Source organism: Streptomyces sp. SGAir0957 (assembly GCF_043523415.1).
On record NZ_CP027293.1, the window covers coordinates 4,314,068 to 4,336,084 of the forward strand.

General features: G+C 68.7%; 19 protein-coding genes. 10 read left to right on the forward strand and 9 right to left on the reverse strand.

Going from position 1 to position 22,017, the window contains the following annotated elements; all coding sequences use genetic code 11:
• Positions 1-72: 72 nt before the first annotated feature.
• The gene (locus tag C1N81_RS24115; RefSeq protein ID WP_394432374.1) at positions 73-1,545 is read left to right on the forward strand and encodes a CCA tRNA nucleotidyltransferase; all 1,473 of its coding nucleotides are present in this window, start codon (positions 73-75) and stop codon (positions 1,543-1,545) included.
• A 118-nt stretch (positions 1,546-1,663) separates the two neighbouring features.
• On the opposite strand, the gene C1N81_RS24120 is transcribed toward C1N81_RS24115, so the two are convergent.
• The 3 genes from C1N81_RS24120 to C1N81_RS24130 form a co-directional block, all read right to left on the reverse strand.
• Positions 1,664-2,935: an MFS transporter gene (locus C1N81_RS24120; RefSeq protein WP_394432376.1), complete on the reverse strand. Its 1,272-nt coding sequence runs from the start codon at positions 2,933-2,935 to the stop codon at positions 1,664-1,666.
• Positions 2,936-3,048: 113 nt separating this feature from the next.
• Positions 3,049-4,131 (reverse strand): inositol-3-phosphate synthase, encoded by a 1,083-nt coding sequence (locus C1N81_RS24125; protein WP_394432378.1) that lies wholly within the window; start codon positions 4,129-4,131, stop codon positions 3,049-3,051.
• Between the two features lie 43 nt (positions 4,132-4,174).
• Positions 4,175-4,852 (reverse strand): PadR family transcriptional regulator, encoded by a 678-nt coding sequence (locus C1N81_RS24130; RefSeq protein WP_394432379.1) that lies wholly within the window; start codon positions 4,850-4,852, stop codon positions 4,175-4,177.
• A gap of 373 nt (positions 4,853-5,225) precedes the next feature.
• Here C1N81_RS24130 and C1N81_RS24135 point away from each other — a divergent pair, with 373 nt between their 5' ends.
• Positions 5,226-7,991: a transglycosylase domain-containing protein gene (locus tag C1N81_RS24135; protein WP_394432381.1), complete on the forward strand. Its 2,766-nt coding sequence runs from the start codon at positions 5,226-5,228 to the stop codon at positions 7,989-7,991.
• A gap of 125 nt (positions 7,992-8,116) precedes the next feature.
• A complete protein-coding gene (locus tag C1N81_RS24140) occupies positions 8,117-9,625 on the forward strand; it encodes a glycosyltransferase family 87 protein (RefSeq protein WP_394432383.1) in 1,509 nt (502 codons plus the stop codon).
• A gap of 88 nt (positions 9,626-9,713) precedes the next feature.
• Here the strand turns inward: C1N81_RS24140 and C1N81_RS24145 are convergent, their stop codons facing one another.
• The 3 genes from C1N81_RS24145 to C1N81_RS24155 form a co-directional block, all read right to left on the reverse strand.
• Positions 9,714-10,745, reverse strand: a complete 1,032-nt coding sequence (locus tag C1N81_RS24145; protein WP_394432385.1) for an alanine racemase — start codon at positions 10,743-10,745, stop codon at positions 9,714-9,716.
• Positions 10,746-10,851: 106 nt separating this feature from the next.
• On the reverse strand, positions 10,852-11,973 hold the full coding sequence (femX, locus tag C1N81_RS24150; protein WP_394432387.1) for a peptidoglycan bridge formation glycyltransferase FemX: 1,122 nt from the start codon (positions 11,971-11,973) through the stop codon (positions 10,852-10,854).
• Positions 11,974-12,102: 129 nt separating this feature from the next.
• The gene (locus C1N81_RS24155; RefSeq protein ID WP_394432389.1) at positions 12,103-12,423 is read right to left on the reverse strand and encodes a hypothetical protein; all 321 of its coding nucleotides are present in this window, start codon (positions 12,421-12,423) and stop codon (positions 12,103-12,105) included.
• Between the two features lie 285 nt (positions 12,424-12,708).
• Here C1N81_RS24155 and rpsF point away from each other — a divergent pair, with 285 nt between their 5' ends.
• From rpsF to rplI, 4 genes are all read left to right on the forward strand, one after another.
• A complete protein-coding gene (gene rpsF / locus C1N81_RS24160) occupies positions 12,709-12,999 on the forward strand; it encodes a 30S ribosomal protein S6 (RefSeq protein WP_052578287.1) in 291 nt (96 codons plus the stop codon).
• A gap of 74 nt (positions 13,000-13,073) precedes the next feature.
• Entirely contained in the window at positions 13,074-13,670 is a 597-nt protein-coding gene (locus C1N81_RS24165; protein WP_394432391.1) for a single-stranded DNA-binding protein, read from the forward strand.
• Positions 13,671-13,727: 57 nt separating this feature from the next.
• Entirely contained in the window at positions 13,728-13,964 is a 237-nt protein-coding gene (rpsR, locus tag C1N81_RS24170) for a 30S ribosomal protein S18 (RefSeq protein ID WP_003949403.1), read from the forward strand.
• 18 nt (positions 13,965-13,982) lie between these two features.
• The gene (gene rplI, locus C1N81_RS24175) at positions 13,983-14,429 is read left to right on the forward strand and encodes a 50S ribosomal protein L9 (RefSeq protein ID WP_324774709.1); all 447 of its coding nucleotides are present in this window, start codon (positions 13,983-13,985) and stop codon (positions 14,427-14,429) included.
• Between the two features lie 150 nt (positions 14,430-14,579).
• Here rplI and C1N81_RS24180 read toward each other — a convergent pair whose 3' ends face one another.
• On the reverse strand, positions 14,580-15,917 hold the full coding sequence (locus C1N81_RS24180; protein WP_394432393.1) for an MATE family efflux transporter: 1,338 nt from the start codon (positions 15,915-15,917) through the stop codon (positions 14,580-14,582).
• Positions 15,918-16,375: 458 nt separating this feature from the next.
• On the opposite strand from C1N81_RS24180, the gene dnaB reads away from it, so the two are divergent.
• Positions 16,376-17,854 (forward strand): replicative DNA helicase, encoded by a 1,479-nt coding sequence (gene dnaB / locus C1N81_RS24185; RefSeq protein WP_394432395.1) that lies wholly within the window; start codon positions 16,376-16,378, stop codon positions 17,852-17,854.
• A 113-nt stretch (positions 17,855-17,967) separates the two neighbouring features.
• Positions 17,968-19,347 (forward strand): serine hydrolase domain-containing protein, encoded by a 1,380-nt coding sequence (locus C1N81_RS24190; protein WP_394432397.1) that lies wholly within the window; start codon positions 17,968-17,970, stop codon positions 19,345-19,347.
• 346 nt (positions 19,348-19,693) lie between these two features.
• Here C1N81_RS24190 and C1N81_RS24195 read toward each other — a convergent pair whose 3' ends face one another.
• Complete coding sequence (locus C1N81_RS24195) at positions 19,694-20,146, reverse strand: GNAT family N-acetyltransferase (RefSeq protein ID WP_394432398.1); 453 nt, start codon at positions 20,144-20,146, stop codon at positions 19,694-19,696.
• 37 nt (positions 20,147-20,183) lie between these two features.
• On the reverse strand, positions 20,184-20,642 hold the full coding sequence (locus C1N81_RS24200; protein WP_394432400.1) for a MarR family winged helix-turn-helix transcriptional regulator: 459 nt from the start codon (positions 20,640-20,642) through the stop codon (positions 20,184-20,186).
• A 143-nt stretch (positions 20,643-20,785) separates the two neighbouring features.
• Here C1N81_RS24200 and C1N81_RS24205 point away from each other — a divergent pair, with 143 nt between their 5' ends.
• Complete coding sequence (locus tag C1N81_RS24205; RefSeq protein ID WP_394432402.1) at positions 20,786-21,991, forward strand: MFS transporter; 1,206 nt, start codon at positions 20,786-20,788, stop codon at positions 21,989-21,991.
• The last annotated feature ends 26 nt before the right edge of the window (positions 21,992-22,017 follow it).

A 22,017-nucleotide genomic window follows, 5' to 3' on the forward strand; every position in this document is an offset into this window, starting at 1 on the left:
CTCCGGTGGTCCTGCGGCGGCCCCGCCGAACGGTTCGGTCCGCGCGCGGTGGGCCACGTACCCTGTCCTGTTGTGCCGAACGCCAATGAAGACAACCCCAGCGCCCTCAGCCAGGTCCAGCGCCTCGCGGTGAGTGAGCTGCTGCGGGTCTCGCCCGTCGCAGACGAACTTGCCCGCCGATTTCAGGAGGCCGGGTTCTCTCTCGCCCTGGTCGGCGGTTCGGTCCGGGACGCACTGCTCGGCCGGCTCGGCAACGACCTGGACTTCACCACGGACGCGCGCCCCGAGGACGTACTGAAGATCGTCCGGCCGTGGGCCGACGCGGTGTGGGAGGTCGGCATCGCCTTCGGCACCGTCGGCTGCCAGAAGGACGCGCGCGTCGGGGACGTCGAGCAGAGCTTCCAGGTCGAGGTCACCACCTACCGCTCGGAGGCGTACGACCGCACCTCGCGCAAGCCCGAGGTGTCCTACGGCGACTCCATCGAGGAAGACCTCGTCCGCCGCGACTTCACCGTGAACGCGATGGCCGTCGCGCTGCCGGAGAAGGACTTCATCGACCCGCACGGCGGTCTCGAGGACCTGGCGGCCCGCGTCCTGCGCACGCCCGGCACGCCCGAGGACTCCTTCTCCGACGACCCGCTGCGCATGATGCGCGCCGCCCGCTTCGCGGCGCAGCTCGACTTCGAGGTCGACCCCGACGTGGTCGCCGCGATGAAGGCGATGGCCGACCGGATCGAGATCGTCTCGGCGGAGCGCGTGCGGGACGAGCTGAACAAGCTCCTGCTCTCGGCCCATCCGCGCAAGGGCCTCACGCTCCTCGTCGACACCGGCCTGGCCGACCACGTCCTCCCCGAGCTGCCCGCCCTGCGCCTGGAGCGGGACGAGCACCACCGGCACAAGGACGTCTACGACCACTCGCTGATCGTGCTCGAACAGGCCATGGCCCTGGAGACCGACGGCCCCGACCTGACGTTGCGCCTCGCGGCCCTGCTGCACGACATCGGCAAGCCGCGCACGCGCCGGTTCGAGTCGGACGGCCGCGTCTCCTTCCACCACCACGAGGTGGTCGGCGCCAAGATGACGAAGAAGCGCATGACCGCGCTCAAGTACTCCAACGAGCTTGTGAAGGACGTCTCCCGGCTCGTGGAGCTGCATCTGCGCTTCCACGGTTACGGCACCGGCGAGTGGACGGACTCCGCCGTACGTCGTTACGTGCGGGACGCGGGCCCGCTCCTGGAGCGTCTGCACAAGCTGACCCGGTCGGACTGCACGACCCGGAACAAGCGCAAGGCGAACGCCCTGTCCCGCGCCTACGACGGCCTTGAGGAGCGCATCGCCCGGCTGCAGGAGCAGGAGGAGCTGGACTCGATCCGCCCGGACCTCGACGGCAACCAGATCATGGAGATCCTGGGGGTGCGGCCGGGGCCGGTCATCGGGCAGGCGTACAAGTTCCTGCTCGAGCTGCGGCTGGAGAACGGGCCGATGGAGCAGGACGCGGCGGCAGCGGCCCTGAAGGAATGGTGGGCCTCCCGCCCGCAGGATTGACCGAAAGACGACCAACACCTTGGGTCTCTGTTTCACGTGAAACAGAGACCCAAGGTGTTGGTCGCATCGGGGCGGTGTTTCACGTGAAACACCGCCCCGATGCATGGAGGGCCCGGTGTCAGGCCGTGCTCTTCAGACGCGCACCGAAGCGGGCCATGCAGAGCGCGACCGCCCCGTAGAGCGCCGCGATGAAGACCACCAGAGGAATGGAGCGGCCGTCAGGCGGCAGCATCAGCGCCGCCACACCGGCCGCGCCGACGAAGGAGATGTTGAACAGCACGTCGTAGACGGAGAAGATCCGGCCGCGGAAACCGTCGTCCACCGAAGACTGCACGACCGTGTCCGTGGCGATCTTCGCTCCCTGTGTGGTGAGCCCCAGCACGAAGGCGGCCACCAAGGTGGGGACCGGCGCGAAGGGGAGCCCGAGAGCGAGCTCCAGAACGGACGCCATCCCGGCGCAGACCACGATCCAGCCGCCCGCCCCGAACCGTCCCACAGTCGCGGGCGTGATGACCGCCGCGACGAAGAATCCCGCGCCGGAGACGCCCATCGCGAGGCCCAGCAGGGCCAGACCCTCGGACTCCGTGGACGACCACGCGTAGCGGCACAGCATGAGCACCATGACGAGCAGGGCGCCGTAGCAGAACCTCATCACCGTCATGGCGGCCAGAGCGCGCGCCGCGGGCCGCCGGGACGTGAGGTGGCGTACGCCTGCCAGCAGGTCGCGTGCGGTCCCGGCCAGGGCGGCTCCGAGCCGGGGTTGTATCAGGTCGCGTTCCGGGCCGAGGAGCTGCAGGCCCATGCGGAGGGAGGCGAGCGCGGCGCAGAGGTAGAGAGCCGCGCCGAGGAGGACGACTGCCGCGTCCGAGTCCGAGCCCACGAGCCGGACGACGAAAGCGAGGCCGCCGCCGAGCGTCGCGGCGAGCGTGCCGGCGGTCGGGGACAGTGCGTTGGCGATGACGAGACGGTCGGCGTCGACGACGCGCGGCAGCGCGGCCGAAAGCCCGGCCAGGACGAAGCGGTTGACCGCGGTGACGCAGAGGGCGGAGGCGTAGAAGAGCCAGTCGGGCGCATGGCTCAGCATGAGGGCGGCCGTCGCGGAGGCCAGCAACACCCGCAGGAGGTTGCCGTAGAAGAAGACCTGGCGGCGGCGCCAGCGGTCGAGGAGGACGCCCGCGAAAGGGCCCACGAGGGAGTACGGCAGCAGCAGGACCGCCATGGCCGAGGCGATGGCGGTGGGCGTCGTCTGGTTCTCCGGGGAGAAGACGACGTACGTGGCGAGTGCGACCTGATACACGCCGTCCGCGCCCTGGGAGAGCAGGCGCACGGCGAGCAGACGCCGGAAATCGCGCAGGCGCAGCAGGACGCGCAGGTCACGTACGACAGCCATGGGCACAGCCTCACACAGGGAAGGCCCCCGGATCGCACGATGGGTGCGATCCAGGGGCCTCGAAGCCCTCAGGCGGGCGCTGTTTCACGTGAAACAACGTCGCGGGAGGAGAGTCAGCGCTCGACCTCGCCCTTGATGAACTTCTCGACGTTCTCGTAGGCCTCGTCGTCGAAGTACTGCACCGGCGGGGACTTCATGAAGTACGAGGACGCGGAGAGGATCGGGCCACCGATGCCCCGGTCCTTCGCGATCTTCGCGGCGCGCAGGGCGTCGATGATGACACCCGCGGAGTTCGGGGAGTCCCAGACCTCGAGCTTGTACTCCAGGTTCAGCGGGACCTCACCGAAGGCGCGGCCCTCGAGGCGGACGTACGCCCACTTGCGGTCGTCGAGCCACGCGACATAGTCGGACGGGCCGATGTGGACGTTCTTCTCGCCCAGCTCACGGTCGCGGATCTGCGAGGTGACGGCCTGCGTCTTCGAGATCTTCTTCGACTCGAGGCGGTCGCGCTCAAGCATGTTCTTGAAGTCCATGTTGCCGCCGACGTTGAGCTGCATGGTGCGCTCGAGACGGACACCGCGGTCCTCGAACAGCTTGGCCATCACACGGTGCGTGATGGTCGCGCCGACCTGCGACTTGATGTCGTCGCCGACGATCGGGACACCGGCCTCGGTGAACTTGTCCGCCCACTCCTTGGTGCCTGCGATGAAGACCGGGAGAGCGTTGACGAAGGCGACCTTGGCGTCGATGGCGCACTGGGCGTAGAACTTCGCCGCGTCCTCGGAACCCACGGGCAGGTAGCAGACGAGCACGTCGACCTGCTTGTCCTTGAGGACCTGGACGACGTCGACCGGGGTCTCGGAGGACTCCTCGATCGTCTCGCGGTAGTACTTGCCCAGACCGTCGAGGGTGTGGCCACGCTGGACCTGAACGCCGCTGTTCGGGACGTCGCAGATCTTGATGGTGTTGTTCTCGGAGGCGCCGATGGCGTCCGAGAGGTCCAGGCCGACCTTCTTCGCGTCGACGTCGAACGCGGCGACGAACTCGACGTCACCGACGTGGTACTCGCCGAACTGGACGTGCATGAGGCCGGGGACCTTGGTCTCCGGGTCAGCGTCCTTGTAGAACTCGACGCCCTGCACCAGCGAGGTGGCGCAGTTGCCCACGCCGACGATGGCTACGCGAACCGAACCCATTCCGGTTGCTCCCTGTGTGTACTGGTGAAGCCCTGAGCGGACTTCACGTGGCGGTGTCATCGGACGGATCCGGCCGGGTGCTGTCCCGGTGCCGGGGCAGGCCGCCCGTCTCTCCAGATGTGTCCTGCTGAGCTGCGCCCCCCGGGTCCGACCTTCGCTGGTCGCGGCCCGCGCGCTCGCTCTCGATGAGCTCGTTCAGCCAGCGCACTTCGCGCTCCACGGACTCCATGCCGTGTCGCTGCAGCTCGAGTGTGTAGTCGTCCAGGCGCTCTCGGGTGCGGGCGAAGGAGAGGCGCATCTTCTCGAGACGCTCCTCCAGACGGCTTCGACGGCCCTCGAGGACGCGCATGCGCACATCGCGTGACGTCTGCCCGAAGAAGGCGAATCGCGCGGCGAAGTGCTCGTCCTCGTAGGCGTCGGGGCCGGTCTGCGAGAGCAGATCCTCGAAATGCTCCTTACCTTCTGCCGTCAACCGATAGACGATCTTGGCGCGACGTCCCGTGAGTGAGGCGGGAGTGTCGGCGGGACCGGCGCCCGGTTCCTCGATCAACCAGCCGTTCGCGACCAGCGTCTTGAGGCAGGGGTACAGCGTTCCGTAGCTGAAGGCGCGGAAGACCCCCAGCGACGTATTGAGTCGTTTGCGCAGCTCATAGCCGTGCATCGGGGATTCGCGGAGCAGTCCGAGTACGGCGAACTCGAGGATGCCGGAGCGCCGGCTCATCGTCGCCTCCTCACTGTCGCGGACCCATGTATCGACTCTTTATGTCGTGCTGATGTATCGACTCGATACATCAGCACGATAGAACGACCCTACGACTGCGACAAGAGGGATCACGGTGAACGGCGTCACATCGTTGATTCATAGGAGCAACTTGCCTGTTTTGGGGTGAACTTCGGCGCTCGGAGGGTTTTGACGGTGCGTAGTCTGTCCGCCATGCAGACCACCGGGAACCATGTGATGCCTGGGGGCGTCGTTGTCCCGGGTGCAGTGCGGGTGAGTGCCGGGAGCGGCGCATCCGTACGTCGGGGGGACCGGACACCAGACGCCGTTTCCAGGCGCGCGAGGCCGCGCCTGCCCGAGGAGTAATCGTTCGATGAGCGAGCACCGTCGCAAACCGCCGCAGCCGCAGGGCGGGCGCGCCGCGGCCCGTCGCGGAGCGTCAGGAGAACCGTCGGGCCGCCGTGCGGCACCGCGCGGCAGCACCGCGTCGCCTTCCGGTTCCTACGATCCCCCGAGTTCCTCGGGTTCGTACGGCAGCCAGGGCGACGATCAACCCTGGGGAGGCCGAGCAGAGGCCCGCCGCGCTGCGCAGCGCGGCGGCGGGCGGCGCAGGGCCGCCGAGGGCGGCGCCGGCTCCGGCGGCGCCGGAGGCGGGGGGCGCCGTGGTGGCGGTGGCCCGGGTGGGCCGAGCGGCCCCGGACGGGGCAAGGGGCGTGGTCCGCAGAAGAAGCGGTTCATCGACTACCCGCGTGCGAACAAGTGGGGCTGGCGCCGCTGGGTGCCGTCGTGGCGGCTCGTGACCGGGACGGGCTTCGGGTTCCTGGGCGGCATGATGCTGGTGGCGGGCATCGCGTACGCGATGGTGGGCGTGCCCAAGGTGGCCGACACCGCCTCGGCGCAGAACAACGTCTACTACTGGTCGGACGGCACGCAGATGGTCGCCACGGGTGGTGAGACCAACCGCCAGATCATCAAGTACGAGGACATCCCGAAGTCCATGCGCTATGCCGTCATGTCGGCCGAGAACAAGTCGTTCGAGACCGACAAGGGCGTCGACCCGATGGGTATCGGCCGCGCCGTCTTCAACATGGCCAGGGGCGGCGAGACCCAGGGTGGCTCGACGATCACCCAGCAGTACGTGAAGAACGCGATGCTGGACGACCAGTCGCAGACGATCAGCCGCAAGATGAAGGAACTCCTCGTCTCCATCAAGGTCGGCCGTACGGTCGACAAGGACGACGTGATGGCCGGGTACCTGAACTCCGCGTACTACGGGCGCGGCGCCTACGGCATCCAGGCCGCCGCCCGCACGTACTTCGGCAAGGACGCCTCGAAGCTCGACGCGAGCCAGACCGCCTTCCTCGCCGCCGTCCTCAAGGGCGCCACCTACTACGACCCGGCCGGCTCCCCCGAGATCGACCCGGTGAACGCCTCGAAGGAGAAGAACTCCGAGCGCGCCACGGCCCGCTGGAAGTGGATCCTGGACGAGGAGGTCAAGGACGGCCACCTCAGCGCCGCGGACCGCAACGGGTACACCGAGTTCCCCAAGCTGCAGAATCCTCGCGCCAACGCCCAGCTGGGCGGCCAGATCGGCTACCTCGTCGACCTCGCCAAGGCGTACGTGATCAACAACAGCAACGGGAAGATCACCGCTCACGATCTGACGCTCGGCGGCTACGAGATCCACACGACCTTCGACCGCAGGAAGGTGAAGCAGCTCGAGGACGCGGTCAAGAAGGTCCGCAAGGAGAACCTTGACGAGAAGCGCAAGGTCAACGGGGTGTACGTCGACAAGTACGTGCAGTTCGGCGGCGCTTCCGTGTCCCCGAAGGACGGGGCCATCGAGGCGATCTACGGCGGTGAGGACGCCACGAAGCACTTCACCAACAACGCGGACGTGACGGGCGCCCAGGTCGGTTCGACGTTCAAGCCGTTCGTCCTTGCCGCGGCGTTCCAGTACGGCGTCAAGAAACCGGACGGTCCGGAGGAGCAGGACGAGTCGCAGCGCACGATCGTCTCGCCCAAGAGCCTCTACAGCGGCGAGAACGGCCTGAAGATCCACGAGTACAACGGCGACGTCTGGATGAACGAGAAGGGCGAGCAGTGGAACCAGACGAACGACGGCAAGAAGTCGTACAACGCGCCGAGCTACCAGATCGATCTGCGTGAGGCGATGCGCGAGTCCGTGAACTCGGCCTATGTGCAGTTGGGCATGGACGTGGGACTGAACAAGGTCAAGGAGGCCGCCCAGAAGGCCGGCATCCTGGACAACAGCTTCGCCAGCGCCAGATACCCGTCGTTCTCGCTCGGTACGTCCGACCCGAGCGCGATCCGTATGGCCGGTGCCTACGGGACCTTCGCCTCCAGCGGCCAGCAGAACGACCCGTACTCGGTGAAGTCCGTGAAGCACGAGGGCGAGACCGTCTTCACGCACGACGTGACGCCCAAGCGCGCCTTCGACCCCGAGGTCGCCGACAACGTGACGGACGTTCTCAAGACGGTCGTCGAGAAGGGCACCGGTACCAACGCCAAGCTGCCGGGCCGCGACGTGGCCGGCAAGACCGGTACCACCGACGGCAACAAGTCCGCCTGGTTCGTGGGCTACACCAAGCAGTTGTCCACGGCGATCACGATGTACCGGATGGACGACGACGAGAAGTCCAAGAACCGCAAGTTCCTCGAGATGTACGGAACGGGCGGGCAGACCAAGATCCACGGTGCCTCGTTCCCGTCGGAGATCTGGCACGACTACATGTCCCAGGCCATGAAGGACCTGCCGAACCTGCCGTTCCCGGACCCCGAGCCCATCGGCAAGGTCGTTGGCGCGACCCCCACGCCCACGCCGACGCCCACGCCGACCCCCACGCCCACGCCGACCCCCACGCCGACCAAGACGACGCCGAGTCCCACCACGTCCGCACCGTCGTCTCCGACACCCACGGAGACCTGCAACAAGTGGACGGACTGGACGTGCGGGGACAACGGCGGGACGACGGACGGCGGCACCACCGACGGCGGAGCCACGGACGGCGGCACCGCCGACGGCGGAGCGACGGACGGTGGCACCTCGCCGGATCCGAGCGAGGGAGCCGACCGGGGCAATCAGAACGGCGGGGGCCTCTTCGGAGGAACCGGCTAGCAGCCGGGCCGAGCGCTCACGCCGCGTGTTTCACGTGAAACGCAGCGTGTTCCACGGCTGACGAGGGCCGCCGCACCCCACCGGGTGCGGCGGCCCTCGCCTCGTTCTCAGCCGCGTACGGCAGGATGTGCGGCATGCCCAGTCCAGAGACGACGCGTATGAGCCGACCCGAAGATGAGCCGGTGCGGCCCACCAGGGAGGACGAGGTCGCGGCGGCCGGCAGCGAGTTCATCGGCGGCCCCCTCGGCGTACGGGCGCTCCTCGGCCGCTCATGGTGGTCGCCGGTCCGCGTCATCGCGCTGGTGATGCTCGGCATGTTCGCGCTCGGGATGATCCAGAAGTTCCCCTGCTACGACGGCTCGTGGTTCTTCGGGGCGAGTTCCCAGTACACGCACGCCTGTTACTCGGACATCCCGCACCTGTACCAGGGCCGAGGCTTCGCCGACGGGCTCGTGCCGTACTTCGACAAGCTGCCCGGCGACATGGACTACCTCGAATACCCGGTCCTCACCGGCGTGTTCATGGAGGTCGCCTCGTGGCTGACGCCCGGCAGCGGCAGCATCCAGCACCAGGAGCAGGTGTACTGGATGGTCAACGCCGGGATGCTGATGATCTGTGCCGCGGTCATCGCCGTCTGCGTCACCCGCACCCACCGCCGACGCCCCTGGGACGGCCTCCTGGTGGCTCTGGCACCCGCGTTCGCGCTGACCGCCACCATCAACTGGGATCTCTTCGCAGTGGCGCTCACAGCGGCCGCGATGCTGATGTGGTCCCGAGGGCGCGCTCTCGCCTTCGGCGTGCTGCTCGGGCTGGCGACCGCGGCCAAGCTCTACCCCTTCCTGCTGCTCGGTCCGCTGCTCGTGCTGTGCTGGCGGGCCGGGAAGTGGCGGGCGTTCGCCGTCGCGACGGGTGGCGCGATCGTCGCCTGGGTGGTCGTGAATGTGCCGGTGATGCTGCTCGCGCCCGAGGGCTGGTCGAAGTTCTACTCGTTCAGCCAGGAACGCGGCGTCGACTTCGGCTCGTTCTGGCTGATCATCTCCCAGCACTTGAACACGCCGCTCAACACGGAGGTCGTGAACACCCTGGCGACCGCCCTGATGGTGCTGGTGTGCCTCGGGGTCGCGGGGCTCACGCTGACCGCGCCGCGACGACCGCGCTTCGCGCAGCTCGCCTTCCTTGTCGTTGCCGCCTTCATCCTCACCAACAAGGTCTACTCGCCGCAGTACGTACTGTGGTTGATCCCCCTCGCTGCCTTGGCGCGGCCCAAGTGGCGGGACTTCCTCATCTGGCAGGCGTGCGAGGTCGCCTACTTCCTGGGGATCTGGCTGTACCTCGCGTACACGACCAGCGGCGACAAGCACCAGGGCCTGCCGACCGAGGGCTACCAGTTGGCGATCGCCGCGCATCTCCTGGGCACGCTGTACCTGTGCGCCGTCATCGTGCGCGACATCTGGCTGCCCGAGCGGGACGTCGTACGCCGTGGCGGTGAGGACGACCCCTCGGGCGGTGTGCTCGACGGCGCGGAGGACGTCTTCGTACTCGGCTACGCGGCCCGTCCCCCGCGCCACGCGGACCATGGCGAAGAGCTGCCGCCACCGGTGAACTGGGGCAAGGCACCGGACGGTTCGCTGTGAGCGAACAGAGCGCTTGAGGGCAACGTGAAGGGGCCGGGCACCCAGTAGGTGCCCGGCCCCTTCACGTACGTCTGTGTCGAACGGCGGCTCAGCGGTCCACAAGCCGGTCGAACTGGGTGGTGGTGTGCCGCAGGTGGGCCACCAGCTCCTCGCCGACCCTCGGCTCGGCGGCATCCGAGGGCACGAAGAGGATCGACACCTGCATGTGCGGCGGCTCGGCGAACCAGCGCTGCTTGCCGGACCAGACGAACGGCGCGAGGTTCCGGTTGACCGTCGCGAGGCCGGCGCGGGCGACGCCCTTGGCGCGCGGCATGACGCCGTGCAGCGCCTTCGGGGCCTCCAGACCCACGCCGTGCGACGTGCCGCCCGCGACGACCACGAGCCAGCCGTCGGAGGCCGCCTTCTGCTGCCGGTAGCCGAACCGGTCGCCCTTGGCGACGCGCGTGACGTCCAGGACCGCGCCGCGGTACTCGGTCGCCTCGTGGTCGCCCAGCCACAGCCGCGTACCGATCCGCGCGCGGAAACGGGTCTGCGGGAACTGCTGCTGCAGCCGCGCCAGCTCCTCGGCCTTCAGGTGGCTCACGAACATGGTGTGCAGCGGCAGCCGGGCCGCGCGCAGCCGGTCCATCCACCCGATGACCTCCTCGACGGCGTCCGAGCCGTCGGTGCGGTCCAGTGGCAGGTGGATCGCGAACCCCTCCAGGCGCACGTCCTGGATGGCGTGGGCGAGCTGCGGCAGGTCCTGCTCCGTCACGCCGTGGCGCTTCATCGAGGACATGACCTCGATGACGACGCGGGCGCCGACGAGGCCGTGCACGCCGTCCACGGAGGAGACGGAGCGGATGACGCGGTCGGGCAGGGGAACCGGTTCTTCACCCCGCCGGAACGGCGTCAGGACCAGCAGGTCGCCGCTGAACCAGTCCTTGATGCGAGCGGCTTCGTAGGTGGTCCCGACGGCGAGGATGTCGGAGCCGAGGCGGGTGGCCTCCTCCGCCAGCCGTTCGTGGCCGAAGCCGTAACCGTTTCCCTTGCAGACGGGTACGAGTCCCGGAAACTGGTCGAGCACGTGCTTGTGGTGTGCCCGCCAGCGCGCGGTGTCGACGTAGAGCGTGAGCGCCATGGCCCGGTCCCGGAACCTTTCTCGTGGCTGCGGTGTGTCTGAGGTTTGGAAGAACTGTGGAGCTACGTGAATTGTGCCGGGTCCGCGGCGAGGGCGGAGCGGGGCGTCAGCGCCGCGACATGTACATGTCGAGCGCCTTGTGGAGCAGCTTGTTCAGCGGGAAGTCCCACTCGCCGAGGTACTCGGCGGCCTCGCCACCCGTGCCGACCTTGAACTGGATCAGGCCGAAGAGGTGGTCGGTCTCGTCGAGCGAGTCACTGATGCCGCGCAGGTCGTAGACGGTGGCGCCGAGCGCGTAGGCGTCCCGCAGCATTCTCCACTGCATCGCGTTCGACGGCCGGACCTCGCGCCCGATGTTGTCGGAGGCGCCGTAGGAGTACCAGACGTGCCCGCCGACGACGAGCATCGTCGCCGCCGAAAGGTTCACCCCGTTGTGGCGCGCGAAGTACAGCCGCATGCGGTTCGGGTCCTCGGAGTTGAGAGCCGTCCACATGCGCTGGAAGTACGAGAGCGGGCGCGGCCGGAAATGGTCGCGCACGGCCGTGATCTCGTACAGGCGCTGCCATTCGGCGAGGTCCTGGTAACCGCCCTGGACGACCTCGACACCGGCCTTCTCGGCCTTCTTGATGTTGCGGCGCCACAACTGGTTGAAGTTCTTGTGGACCTCTTCAAGGGAGCGGTTGGCAAGCGGCACCTGGAAGACATAGCGGGGCTGCACGTCGCCGAAGCCGGCGCCACCGTCCTCGCCCTGCTGCCAGCCCATGCGGCGCAGCTTGTCGGCGACCTCGAAGGCGCGGGGCTCGATGAAGTCAGCCTCGATGTCGCGCAGGCGCTTGACGTCCGGGTCCTGGATGCCCTTCTTGATCGACGGGGCTTCCCAGCGCCGGATGACGACGGGCGGGCCCATCTTCACCGAGAAGGCGCCCTGCTGCTTCAGGTGCGCGAGCATGGGGCGCAGCCAGTCGTCGAGGTTGGGCGCGTACCAGTTGATCACCGGGCCCTCGGGGAGGTACGCGAGGTATCGCTTGATCTTGGGGAGCTGGCGGTACAGGACAAGACCCGCGCCGACCATGTCGTTCGTGCGGTCGTCGAACCAGCCCATGCTCTCGGACCGCCACTCGGCCTTGACGTCGGCCCAGGCCGGGACCTGCATGTGGCTAGCCGCGGGCAGGCTCTGGATATAGGCCAGATGCTGCTCTCGACTGATGGTCCTCAGGGTCAGGCTCATTCGGGGCGCTCCTCCGGGCTGGTGTGGCTCCCTGGGTACAGGGGCTCCGGCTCTCGCGCCGAAGCCTACTGCGCCGGGTGAGCGCCCCGACTGGCTGTATGGGGGGTAGGCCCCTCCAGGGGGCCGGCCTCACCCGATGACGCCGCCGAAGAGGCCGCCGTGGGCCATGCCGATGAAGAAGCCGACGGCCGACGCCCCGAGGCCGAGGATCAGGGCGAAGCGCTCGCGCGTCGTCTCCGAGACGAACTGGCCGTACGCCCCGGTCAGGATGCCGATCAGGCCGGTCCAGGAGCTGAGGAGATGGAGGTTGTGCCAGATCGACGTGATGATCGCGATGAGTCCGAGGACCGCGGTCACCGCGACCAGGGTGTCGGGCACCGGATGGGCCTTGCCGTCCGAGGCGAAGAGACCGCCGACGGTGGGGCTGGTGGGTCGCACTGCTTGTGCCATGAGGCACCTCCTGCGGAAGGCGGCGCATCGTAGCGCCGGTCACACCCGTCGTATACCGAGTGTGGGCCTCTTCCGCCGGATTTCAACCGGAAGCCGGGGTGCGGGTAGTCTGTACCGTCTGCATTGGTGTCTGCTCACGTCCCGACCTGGGACGAACCCGCTGACCTGCTCGGTCGTCCTCGTGAGGGCCGATTGTCAGTGGCCGCCGATACCGTTGCTCACGCATAACAACCCTCCTGCCACGGAACGACCGTGGCCGCTGAGTCCAAAGGAGGTGGGTTCCACATGCGTCACTACGAGGTGATGGTCATCCTCGACCCCGATCTCGAGGAGCGTGCTGTCTCCCCGCTGATCGAGAACTTCCTCTCCGTGGTCCGTGAGGCCAACGGAAAGGTCGAGAAGGTCGACACCTGGGGCCGTCGTCGTCTCTCGTACGAGATCAAGAAGAAGCCCGAGGGCATCTACTCGGTCATCGACCTGCAGGCCGAGCCTGCGGTCGTCAAGGAGCTCGACCGGCAGATGAACCTGAACGAGTCGGTCCTCCGGACCAAGGTCCTCCGTCCCGAGACCCACTGAACTTCCTAGTTCAGCGGTATTCGGGATCCGAGTAGCAGCAAGCAGTCCGCAGCAAACCCGCCGAGAGGTACCCCATGGCAGGCGAGACCGTCATCACGGTCGTCGGCAATCTTGTCGACGACCCCGAGCTGCGCTTCACCCCCTCCGGTGCGGCGGTCGCGAAGTTCCGCGTCGCGTCCACTCCCCGCACCTTCGACCGGCAGACCAATGAGTGGAAGGACGGCGAGAGCCTGTTCCTGACCTGCTCGGTCTGGCGTCAGGCGGCGGAGAACGTCGCGGAGTCGCTCCAGCGAGGCATGCGCGTCATCGTGCAGGGCCGGCTGAAGCAGCGGTCCTACGAGGACCGTGAGGGCGTCAAGCGCACGGTCTACGAGCTCGACGTCGACGAGGTCGGCGCCAGCCTGCGCAGTGCCACGGCCAAGGTCACCAAGACCAGCGGCCGCGGTGGCCAGGGTGGTTACGGCGGCGGTGGCGGTGGCGGCCAGCAGGGCGGCGGCTGGGGCGGTGGCTCCGGCGGCGGTCAGCAGGGCGGTGGCGGTGCTCCCGCCGACGACCCCTGGGCGACCAGCGCGCCTGCCGGCGGCGGCCAGCAGCAGGGCGGCGGCGGTGGCGGCTGGGGCGGAAGCTCCGGCGGCTCCGGCGGCGGCTACTCGGACGAGCCCCCCTTCTAGGCCCCTGGGCCGAGGGTGGGCCGTACCCCCACTTCTTGATCACACAGGAGATACACCATGGCGAAGCCGCCTGTGCGCAAGCCGAAGAAGAAGGTCTGCGCTTTCTGCAAGGACAAGGTCACGTACGTGGACTACAAGGACACGAACATGCTGCGGAAGTTCATTTCCGACCGCGGCAAGATCCGTGCCCGCCGCGTGACCGGCAACTGCACGCAGCACCAGCGTGACGTCGCCACGGCCGTGAAGAACAGCCGTGAGATGGCGCTGCTGCCCTACACGTCCACCGCGCGATAAGGAAAGGGTGACCGAATCATGAAGATCATCCTTACCCACGAGGTCTCCGGCCTCGGTGCCGCCGGCGAGGTCGTCGACGTCAAGGACGGGTACGCCCGTAACTACCTGATCCCGCGGAACTTCGCGATCCGCTGGACCAAGGGTGGCGAGAAGGACGTCGCGCAGATCCGTCGTGCGCGCAAGATCCACGAGATCGCCACGATCGAGCAGGCCAACGAGATCAAGGCCAAGCTCGAGGGCGTGAACGTCCGTCTGGCCGTCCGCTCCGGCGACGCCGGTCGTCTCTTCGGCTCCGTCACCCCGGCCGACGTCGCTTCGGCGATCGAGGCTGCCGGTGGCCCGAAGATCGACAAGCGTCGTGTCGAGCTGGGCTCGCCGATCAAGACGCTGGGCGCCCACGAGACGTCCGTGCGTCTGCACCCCGAGGTTGCCGCCAAGGTCAACGTCGAGGTCGTCGCTGCCTGAGCCCTGCGCTGAGCAGAGCTTCTGAAGCACGTATGGGGCCGCACCTTTCGGGGTGCGGCCCCAAACGTTTGCGGGCGTCTTGCCCTCTCCCTGTTCTGTGGCCTCCGCGATGGCGTTTCACGTGAAACAGGGCGGGGGCGGGGACGCTGGTCAGCGGGTGGCGCCCGTGACCGCCCAGCGGCCGGAGCGGTAGCGCAGCCACAGCGTGACCATGCGCACTGCCATCATCAGCGCCATCGCTCCCCATACGGCGGTGAGACCGCCCCCGAGCACCGGCACCAGCAGGGCTACGGGGGTGAAGACCGCCAGGGTGATCAACATGGCGCCGGCCAGGTACGGTCCGTCGCCCGCGCCCATCAGGACGCCGTCCAGTACGTAGACGATGCCGCAGACGGGCTGGGAGACGGCGACCACGATCAGTGCGAGCAGCGCCGCGTCCTGGACGGCCTGATCGCTGGTGAACAGAGGGACGTACACAGGACGAGCCGCGATGACCAGCACGCCGAGGACGACTCCCGCGGCGATACCCCACTGGACCATGCGTCGGCAGACGTCGCGGGCGCCCTGGGCGTCGTCGGCACCGAGGTAGCGGCCGATGATGGCCTGCCCGGCGATGGCGATGGCATCCAGCGCGAAGGCGAGCAGGCTCCACAGGGACAGGATGATCTGGTGCGCCGCGACGTCGGCGTCACCGAGCCGGGCCGCGACCGCTGTCGCGATCATCAGGATCGCGCGCAGCGAGAGGGTACGGACGAGCAGGGGCACGCCGGCCTGGGCGCAGGCGCGGATGCCCGCCGCGTCGGGCCGCAGGGACGCCCCGTGGCGCCGGGCTCCCCGGACGACGACGACCAGGTAGACCGCGGCCATGCCGACCTGGGCGATGACGGTGCCCCAGGCGGATCCGGCGATGCCCAGACCGGCGCCGTAGACGAGGCCGAGGTTGAGTACGGCGTTGGCGACGAAACCGGCGACGGCCACATACAGCGGGGTCTTCGCGTTCTGGAGGCCGCGCAGGACGCCGGTGGCGGCGAGGACCACGAGCATGGCGGGGATGCCCAGCGCCGAGATCCGGAGGTAGGTGACGGCGTAGGGCGTGGCCGTGTCGGAGGCGCCGAAAAGATCGACGATGGCGGGGGCGGTGGGCAGCACGACGGCGATGACGGCGGCGCCCAGGAGAAGGGCGAGCCAGATGCCGTCCATGCCCTGCTGGATCGCGGCCCGCAGATCACCGGCGCCGACCCGGCGCGCGACGGCCGCCGTGGTCGCGTAGGCGAGGAAGACGAAGACGCTGACCGCGGTCGTGAGGAGGGCCGAGGCGACGGCGAGCCCTGCCAGCTGTGCCGTGCCGAGGTGGCCGACGATGGCGCTGTCGGCCATGAGGAAGAGAGGCTCTGCGACGAGCGCGCCGAAGGCGGGAACGGCCAGGGCCACGATCTCCCGGTCGTGGCGTCGCCGGGCAGCCTTGGGTGTCACGGAAGCCTGTGTCATGGGCACCAATCTAATCTTCCACAGGTAAGAGATGCAACGGCATCTGAACCCTTACTTAAGGCGCGCTCATCTGGACGGCGAGGCGATGTCACAAGAGAACGTGGGCCGACTGGGGAAGTTTTTCTTCTGCACAGCCGGTGGACGGTGTATGTGCAGGTCAGAGCCTATGCGGGAAGAGCCCTGAGGGCTTGTTCACAGGGCTGTCCACCGGCTCGTGCACAGGTTTTGCCAGGTTCTCCACAGGCAGAGGGCCGTCATCCACACCGCCTGTGGATAACCAGATTGGCTGACGGTGCCGACACGCCTAACGTGGGGCGGCGCCCACCGTGTCATCCGGCCCGGAAACCTCGTGAAAACCTCGCGTCACAACCGGAATCGGGCGCCGTATTTGTCAGTGTCGTGCCGTACGAATGAGAGGCACGGCGAGGTCCGCTCGGCGGACGGGAGGAGGTGGCCCGGTGAGTATCTCCGAGCCCTTGGACGACCCCTGGGCCGACAGTGGTCCCAGTGACCGTCTGCCCTCTTCCCGGCAAGGCCGCCAGGGTGGCCGCGGACGCGGCGACGAGCACGAGCGCGGCCGGGAAGGCGGCGCATGGGACGACGGTCCGGCCACCTTCGAGCGTGTGCCGCCCCAGGATCTGGACGCGGAGCAGTCGGTGCTCGGTGGCATGCTCCTGTCGAAGGACGCGATCGCCGATGTCGTCGAGGTCCTCAAGGGCGCCGACTTCTACAAGCCGGCGCACGAGACGATCTTCCAGGCGATCCTCGACGTCTACGCCAAGGGCGAGCCGGCCGACCCGATCACCATCGCCGCCGAGCTGACCAAGCGCGGTGAGATCAACAAGGTCGGCGGCGCGTCGTATCTGCACACCCTCGTCCAGACCGTCCCCACGGCGGCGAACGCCGAGTACTACGCGGAGATCGTTCACGAGCGTGCCGTGCTGCGGCGTCTCGTCGAGGCGGGCACGCGGATCACACAGATGGGATACGCCGCCGACGACGACGTCGACGAGATCGTCAACAAGGCGCAGGCCGAGATCTACGCGGTCACCGAGCAGCGCACCAGCGAGGACTACCTCCCGCTCGGCGACATCATGGAGAGCGCGCTCGACGAGATCGAGGCGATCGGCTCACGCAGCGGCGAGATGACCGGTGTGCCGACGGGATTCACCGACTTCGACTCGCTGACCAACGGTCTGCACCCGGGGCAGATGATCGTCATCGCCGCCCGTCCCGCCATGGGAAAGTCGACGCTCGCGCTGGACTTCGCGCGCGCCGCGTCGATCAAGCACAACCTGCCCAGCGTCATCTTCTCCCTCGAAATGGGGCGCAACGAGATCGCGATGCGTCTGCTGTCGGCCGAGGCGCGCGTGGCCCTGCACCACATGCGGTCCGGCACGATGACCGACGAGGACTGGACGCGCCTCGCGCGCCGTATGCCCGAGGTCTCGGCCGCGCCCCTCTACATCGACGACTCCCCGAACCTGTCGATGATGGAGATCCGCGCGAAATGCCGCCGCCTCAAGCAGCGCCAGGACATCAAGCTCGTGATCATCGACTATCTGCAGCTGATGCAGGCAGGTGGGTCCAAGCGCTCCGAGAGCCGTCAGCAGGAGGTCTCGGACATGTCCCGAAACCTCAAGCTGCTGGCCAAGGAGCTCGAGGTCCCCGTGATCGCGCTCTCCCAGCTGAACCGTGGTCCCGAGCAGCGCACGGACAAGAAGCCGATGGTGTCCGACCTGCGTGAGTCCGGCTCCATCGAGCAGGACGCCGACATGGTCATCCTGCTCCATCGCGAGGACGCGTACGAGAAGGAGTCGCCCCGCGCGGGCGAGGCCGACATCATCGTCGGCAAGCACCGCAACGGCCCCACCGCCACGATCACGGTCGCCTTCCAGGGCCACTACTCGCGCTTCGTGGACATGGCTCAGACCTGATCCGGCAGCGGGACCCGGTGACGGAAGCGCCGGACAGGGGAAGCGGCCGGAGCTTGATCAGCCTCGGGTGAAATCGGCTCGACGCCGGACGGCACCCACGGTGGACTGGGCGTATGACGACACGCGCAGAATTGCTGCCCGCCACCCGCCGCGCCCTCCTGCACCGCATCGCCGTCGCGCAGAAGGACGGGCGCGCGCCGTCCCTCTGCGCGGCCGTCGGCCGTGACGGGGAACTGGTGTGGACGGGCTCGCGCACCTCGGTCGACGGACACGGCCCCGACGAGGACGTGCAGTACCGAATCGGTTCGATCACGAAGACTTTCACCGCTGTGCTGGTGCTGCGGCTGCGCGACGAAGGGCTCCTCGACCTGGGTGACCCGCTGGAGAAGCACCTTCCCGGAACCGGGGCGGGGGACGTCACCATCTCCCAACTCCTGGCGCACACCGCCGGGTTGGCGGCGGAGACGCCGGGTGAGTGGTGGGAGCGGTCGTCCGCCGCGCTTCGGCCGACGCTCGCCGATGTCCTGGGGGAGCAGCCCTTCCGGCACCCGGTCGGACGCCGCCATCACTACTCCAACCCCGGCTACACCCTGCTCGGCTCACTGGTGGAGGCGGTGCGCGGAGTGCCGTGGGAGGAGGCTCTGCGCGTTGAGATCCTCGAGCCGCTCGGGCTGAGCCGCACCGGTGCCACGGCGCAGGCACCGCACGCCAAGGGCTGGGCCGTGCACCCCTACGCCGATGTACTGCTGCCGGAGCCCAGCGAGGATCTCGGGCTGATGGCCCCCGCCGGCCAGCTGTGGTCCACGACCCGCGACCTGACCACCTTCGCGGCGTTCCTTTCCACCGGGGACGACCGGGTGCTGAGCGCGGAGTCCGTACGGGAGATGCGGACGCCGGCGGCGCCGACGTTGCCCGGCGACTGGGAGGCGTCCTACGGGCTCGGGATGCAGCTGGTCCGCGGCGGTGGCAGGACGCTGGCGGGGCACACCGGCTCGCTGCCCGGGTTCGTGGCGGGCCTGTGGCTGAGCGAAGAGGACGGACTCACCGCCGTCACCTTGGCCAACTGCACGTCAGGTGTGCCCGCTGCCACCGTGGCCGCCGAGCTGCTGAGCATCGTCGCCGAGGCCGAGCCGCGCATCCCCGAGCCGTGGCGGCCGCTGCCGGAGGTGGATCCGGCGGTTCTGGAGCTGACCGGGCCCTGGTACTGGGGAACGCAGGTGGTGGCTCTGCGCCTCACCGCCGACGGCGGAGTGAATCTGGGTCCGGCGGCCGGCGCGGGGCGGCGCTCCCGGTTCCGGGCCAACGGTGACGGCACCTGGACAGGCCTCGACGGCTATTACGCGGGGGAGGTGCTGCGGGCCGTCCGGCGAACGGACGGTTCGGTGAGCCACCTGGACCTCGGGTCGTTCGTTTTCACCAGGGAGCCGTACGGTGCGGATGCGCCGGTGCCCGGTGGGGTGGATCCGGAGGGGTGGCGGGGGCTGCCCCAGTAGTACAGCGGAGCCGGACGGCCGGGTGCCCCACGGCGGTACTGGACGGCCGGGTGCCCCACGGCGGTACGGGAGGGCCGGGCGCCCCCGCGACGGTGCCTCTGTGGCCGTGGTCCGTAGCGGCGTCTCGCACCGGCCATGCACCGACCCCGTGCCGGTGGCCCGTATCGAAGGCCCGTTTCACGTGGAACGGGCCGGGGTCGGGCGGCCAGGCGTTTCACGTGAAACCGGCCAGACCACAGCTGGTCACCGCCGCCCCCGGTCATCACCGCAACCCGGTCACCACCGCGCCCCGGTCACGCCCCGCACCCCAGCCACCACCGCACACCAGTCACGCCCCGCACCCCAGTCACAGCTGCAGCTTGAAGCCCACATGCGAAGCCGTGAACCCGAGCCGCTCATAGAAGCGGTGCGCATCGGTGCGCGTCGCGTCGGACGTCAGCTGGACGAGCTGGCAACCCTCTCGCCGGGACGCGTCGACGGCCCACTCGATGAGCTGGGTGCCCAGCCCGCTACCGCGCTCGTCGGCGTGGATACGCACGCCCTCGATGATGGACCGGGTAGCTCCCTTGCGGGAGAGGCCCGGCACCACGGTGAGCTGCAGCGTGCCGACGACCCGGCCCTCGCGTACGGCGACGACGAGGTGCTGATTCGGGTCCGCGGAAAGACGGGCGTGGGCGGCGAGGTACGGCGTGAGGTCCCCGGGCGATTCGCGCTGTGCGCCGAGCGGGTCGTCGGCCAGCATCGCGACGATCGCCGGGATGTCCTCCGCTGTGGCCGCTCTTATTTCAAGATCTCCCATGGCGGCAGCCTAAAGCCGCGGCAGATCAGGGCCCGGATCAGGCGGGGACGCCCAACCCCTCGACGGCCCGGACGAGAGGAGCCAGTTCGGGGTTCTCGGCCGCGGTATCCAGTGCCTCGCGCAGGGCCGTCTCGTTCGTGGGACGGGCCTCAGCCAGGAGGGCCAGGCCCGCGTCGGAGACGTTCGTGTAGATGCCGCGCCGGTCGGTGGGGCACAGGTAGCGCAACAGCAGGCCGCGGTCCTCGAGGCGGGTCACGAGGCGGGTGGTGGCGCTCTGGCTGAGCACGACGGCGTCGGCGACCTGCTTCATCTGCAGGTGGCCGCCTTCTCCGTCGTGCTGACGGCTGAGCACGTCGAGCAAGGAGTACTCGCGCACGCTCAGGTCGTGCTTGGCCTGCAGGGCGCGCTCGATGTGGGCCTCGATCCTCCCGTGCAGAAGGGAAAGGGCGCACCAGCCCTGGGAAAGGGCGGTGAGTGCGGGGTCTGTCGCGGTCATGGCTCGTGGATCCTCCGTCCCGGAGCGACTGCATACCAGGGTAGTCGATGGACGAAATTGCCCGCGCTTGCAATTAGCAAGCGTCTGCAACTATTGTCGTAACACGTAAAGCGCACCTGCAACTGTCTGGAAGGGTCAACCCCATGCCTCTCGCGCTTCTCGCCCTCGCGATCGGGGCCTTCGGGATCGGAACCACCGAATTCGTGATCATGGGACTGCTTCCCGAGGTCGCCGGTGACTTCGGCGTCTCCATCCCCACGGCCGGATTCCTGGTGACCGGCTACGCCCTCGGCGTCATGTTCGGCGCCCCGCTCATGACGGTCCTGGGCACGCGCATCCCGCGCAAACGCATGCTGATGCTGCTGATGGGCCTGTTCATCGTCGGAAACCTGCTCTCCGCCGTCGCACCCGCCTTCGCCGTGATGCTCATCGGCCGCGTGGTGGCCTCACTCGCCCACGGAGCCTTCTTCGGCATCGGTTCGGTCGTCGCCGCCGAACTGGTCGCCCCGCAGAAAAAGGCCGGCGCGATCGCCATGATGTTCACCGGCCTGACCGTGGCCAACGTCGTCGGCGTCCCGCTCGGCACGTTCGTCGGCCAGGCCGCCGGCTGGCGCGTCACCTTCACGATCGTGGCCGCGCTCGGGGTCCTCGGGCTCGTCGGCATCGCCAAGCTCGTACCGGATCTGCCCAAGCCGGAGGGCGTGCGGCTGCGGCACGAGGTGGCGGCCTTCAAGAACGTGCAGGTCCTACTCGCCATGGCGATGACCGTGCTCGGCTTCGGCGGCGTCTTCGCGGCCATCACCTACATCGCGCCGATGATGACGCACGTGGCCGGCTTCGCCGACGGATCGGTGACCTGGCTCCTCGTCCTGTTCGGACTCGGCATGGTCGGCGGCAACCTCGTCGGCGGCAGGTTCGCGGACCGCGCCCTGATGCCCATGCTGTACGTCTCGCTCGGCGCCCTCGCCCTCGTGCTCGCCCTCTTCACGGTGACCGCGCACCACAAGATCCTCGCCGCGGTCACCATCGTGCTGATCGGCGCGCTCGGCTTCGCGACCGTGCCGCCGCTGCAGAAGCGGGTCCTCGACCAGGCGTCCGGCGCCCCCACGCTCGCCTCGGCCGTCAACATCGGCGCCTTCAACCTCGGCAACGCGCTCTCCGCCTGGCTCGGCGGAATGGTGATCTCCGCGGGCCTCGGCTACACCGCCCCGAACTGGGTCGGCGCGGTGCTCGCCGCGAGCGCCCTCGTCCTGGCCTTCGTGTCGGCCGCGCTGGAGCGCCGCTCCCCGGCGCCGAGCGTGGTCGTCACCGGTTCCGGGCAGCGAGAGGCCGAGCCGGTCCACCAGTAGCCAGGTGGACCACCGCCCCGGCCCTC